Annotated in this window: 3 protein-coding genes and 1 pseudogene; 2 read left to right on the forward strand and 2 right to left on the reverse strand. The window is 73.6% G+C overall.

The window, feature by feature from the left end:
- Together HW445_RS22965 and HW445_RS22970 are read right to left on the reverse strand one after the other, a co-directional pair.
- Positions 1-1,080, reverse strand: a 1,080-nt coding sequence (locus HW445_RS22965; RefSeq protein WP_218957296.1) for an aspartate aminotransferase family protein, incomplete at its 3' end; no start/stop codon positions are given.
- An 80-nt stretch (positions 1,081-1,160) separates the two neighbouring features.
- Positions 1,161-2,003: a nitrilase-related carbon-nitrogen hydrolase gene (locus HW445_RS22970; protein WP_180222862.1), complete on the reverse strand. Its 843-nt coding sequence runs from the start codon at positions 2,001-2,003 to the stop codon at positions 1,161-1,163.
- 469 nt (positions 2,004-2,472) lie between these two features.
- Here HW445_RS22970 and HW445_RS22975 point away from each other — a divergent pair, with 469 nt between their 5' ends.
- Complete coding sequence (locus HW445_RS22975) at positions 2,473-3,225, forward strand: 2,3-dihydro-2,3-dihydroxybenzoate dehydrogenase (RefSeq protein ID WP_257231234.1); 753 nt, start codon at positions 2,473-2,475, stop codon at positions 3,223-3,225.
- 66 nt (positions 3,226-3,291) lie between these two features.
- A pseudogene (locus HW445_RS22980) lies at positions 3,292-3,498 on the forward strand (isochorismate synthase); the annotation flags it as partial.

Genomic DNA, 3,498 nt, shown 5'->3' on the forward strand with positions numbered 1-3,498 from the left:
CCGGACCAGTTCGACGCCGATCATCAGCCCGCGCCCCCGCACCTCCTTGACGCCCGGCAGCCCGGCGCAGGCGTCCCGCAGCCGCTTCAGCAGCAGACCGCCGACGCGGCGGGCGTTGCCCTGGAGGTCGTGCTCCAGCAGGTGGTCGAGGTTGGCCAGCGCCGCGGCCATGGTGACCTGGGTGCCGCCGAAGGTGGAGATGGAGTTGGCGTCGAGGCAGTTCATGATCTCGGCGCGGGCGATCACGCCGCCCACCGACATGCCGTTGCCGATGCCCTTGGCGAAGGTGACGATGTCGGGCGGACCGCTGCCCGCGTGCGCCTGCCAGCCCCAGAAGTGGTCGCCGGTGCGGCCCCAGCCGGTCTGCACCTCGTCGGCGATCCACAGCACGCCCTGCTCGGCGAGGACTTCGCGGAACGCCGCGTACAGCCCGTCCGGCGGGGAGGTGAACCCGCCGACGCCCTGCACCGGTTCGGCGATCAGCGCCGCCGGGGAGCGGACGTGGCCGAGCAGGTCGCGCAGGTCGGCGACGCAGGCGGCGGTGAACTCCTGGTCGTCCAGGTGCGCGTAGGGCCCGCGGTGGCGGACGCCGCCGTGGACGTAGAGGGTCTGCAGCGGGGAGAGCGAGGTCGGCGACCAGCCCCGGTTGCCGGTGACCGAGACGGTCGAGAAGGACCGCCCGTGGTAGCTGTTGCGCATGGCCAGGATCTGGTTGCTGCGCCGGTGGGTGGTGGCCAGCAGCAGCGCGGTGTCGTTGGCCTCGGTGCCGGAGGTGGTGAAGAAGACCCGGGCGTCGGGGATGCCGGAGAGCCGGGCGATCCGTTCGGCGAGTTCGACCATCGGCCGGTTGAGGTAGAGCGTGGAGGAGTGCAGCAGCCGGCCGGCCTGTCCGGTGACCGCCTCGGCGACCGCGGGGAGGGCGTGGGCGGTCATGGTGGTGAGGATGCCGCCGAAGAAGTCGAGGTACTTGCGGCCCGCGGCGTCCCAGACGTGGCGCCCCTCGCCGTGGGTGATCTCCAGTGGTTCGTCGTAGTAGAGGGCGAGCCAGTCGGGGAGCACGGCCCGGTGCCGGGCCAGCAGCTCCGGGGATCCGGTGGGCCCCCAGGGCGCGGCGGCCTCCGTGGACCGGGCGGCGCGCGCGGTGTTCGCGTCCGCCGCCGTCACGGCTGCACCAGGCCGTGGTAGGCGTCCGGCCGCCGGTCGCGGTAGAAGGCCCACTGCCGGCGCACCTCCTCGATCAGGCCGAGGTCGAGGTCGCGGACGACGAGCTCCTCCTCCTTGTCGCTGGCGACGTCGCCGACGAACTGTCCGCGGGGGTCGACGAAGTAGCTGGTGCCGTAGAAGTCGTTGTCGCCGTAGGGCTCCTGGCCGACCCGGTTGATGGCGGCGACGAAGTACTCGTTGGCGACGGCGGCCGCGGGCTGCTCGAGCTGCCACAGGTAGGCGGACAGCCCGCGCGAGGTGGCGGACGGGTTGTAGACGAGCTGGGCACCGTTCAGGCCGAGTTGCCGCCAGCCCTCGGGGAAGTGCCGGTCGTAGCAGATGTAGACGCCGACCTTGCCGACGGCGGTGTCGAAGACCGGCCAGCCGAGGTTGCCGGGCTTGAAGTAGTACTTCTCCCAGAAGCCCTTGACCTGGGGGATGTGGTGCTTGCGGTACTTGCCCAGCACCGTGCCGTCCGCGTCGACGACGACGGCGGTGTTGTAGTAGAAGCCGCTCTGCTCCACCTCGAAGACCGGCACCACGATCACCATGCCGGTCTCCCGGGCCAGGGCCCGCATCCGGGTGACGGTGGGGCCTTCGGGGACGGCCTCCGCCCACCGGTAGTGCTCGGGGTCCTGGACCTGGCAGAAGTAGGGGGCGTTGAAGACTTCCTGGAAGCCGATGATCCGGGCGCCCTGCCGGGCCGCCTCACGGGCGTGTTCCTCGTGCTTGACGATCATGGATTCGGTGTCGCCGGTCCAGGTCGCCTGGACCAGGGCTGCGCGTACGACGTTGGCCACGAGCTGCTCCTTCGACGGAACGTCAGAGGGCCTCTACTGCGGTGACCCACCGCGGGGACCGCTGGTGGCGGCCGAAGCCGCCGGAAGCTCGAACTTAGGACGCCCCGGGGGCCTTGCCAAGACCGACCCGGCAAAGCCGCCGATTCGCCGGCCCCGAGCACCCTTGCGGGTCAGCCGCGCGCCCCCGGGAGCACCGTCGCCCGGACTCCCGCGGAACGGCCGGATCGGGTGCCCGGCCGCCCGCCCGCCGGAAGATAGGTTAGCCTAACCTTACTTTCGTTGCGCTGCCCGTGGCGTGCGGCGGTGGTGACCCCTGCGCACGCTCCACCGGGGACGACCGCCGCCCGCGGGCGGCCGGTCCCCGGGAAGAAGGAAGCCACCCGTGTCCCACCCGCCCGTCACCGCCCACGTACCCGCTCTCCCGGACCCCGGGGCCGACGGCGCGCGGGAGTTCGCCGGCCGGACGGCCCTGGTGACCGGAGCGGCGCGGGGCATCGGCCGGGCCGTGGTCCACGCCCTCGCCGCCCGGGGCGCCCAGGTGCTCGCCACCGATCTCGAGGCCCCGGACGTCGGGGATCTCGCCGCCGCCCACGACGGCCGGATCGCCTCCCTCGCGCTGGACGTCCGCGACTCCGCCGCCGTGGACGCCGCCGTCGCGCACGCCGAGGACGCGCTGGGCCCGCTGGACGTCGCCGTCAACGTGGCCGGGGTGCTGTGGAGTTCCTCCGTGGTGGACCTGACGGACGAGGAGTGGGCCGCCCACTTCGCCGTGAACACCACCGGCGTCTTCCACGTCTCGCGGGCCGCGGCCCGGCGGATGACGGGGCGTGGACGCGGCAGCGTCGTCACCGTGGCCTCCAACGCGGCCGGCATACCGCGCGCCGGGCTCTCCGCCTACGCCGCCTCCAAGGCCGCGGCGGTGATGTTCACCAAGTGCCTCGGCCTCGAGGTGGCCGCGCGGGGGGTGCGCTGCAACACCGTCTCCCCCGGCTCGACCATGACCGACATGCAGCGCGGGCTGTGGACGGAGGGGGAGGCCGAGGCCTCCGCCCGCCGGGTGGTCGAGGGGGACCTGGCCGCCCACCGCACCGGCATACCGCTGGGCCGCATCGCCGACCCGCGGGACGTCGCGGAGGCGGTCGTCTTCCTCGCGTCGGACCGGGCCCGGCACATCACCCTGCACGACCTGTACGTCGACGGCGGAGCCACCCTGCGTGCCTAGGTCCGACCACCTCCCCCTCGCCCGCACCGCCGGGCCGACCGCCCCGTCCGACGAACTGGAGACGAGATGACCGCCCCCCTGCGTGAGTCCACGGTCCTTGCCCCTGCGCCTGCCGCCCTCGGCGCGGCGACCGCGCTGCTCGACGCCTACCGCCCCGGCGACCGCTTCCTCGCCACCCCCCACCGCACGCTGCTCGGCGAGGGTTCCGCGGCCGAGGTCCCCCACGACGCCCGCCCCCTGACGGAACGTGTCCGCGGGGCGCTCGCGGCGGCA

Origin of the sequence: Streptomyces sp. UH6 (assembly GCF_013421635.1) — a bacterium.
GTDB lineage: Bacteria > Actinomycetota > Actinomycetes > Streptomycetales > Streptomycetaceae > Streptomyces > Streptomyces abyssomicinicus.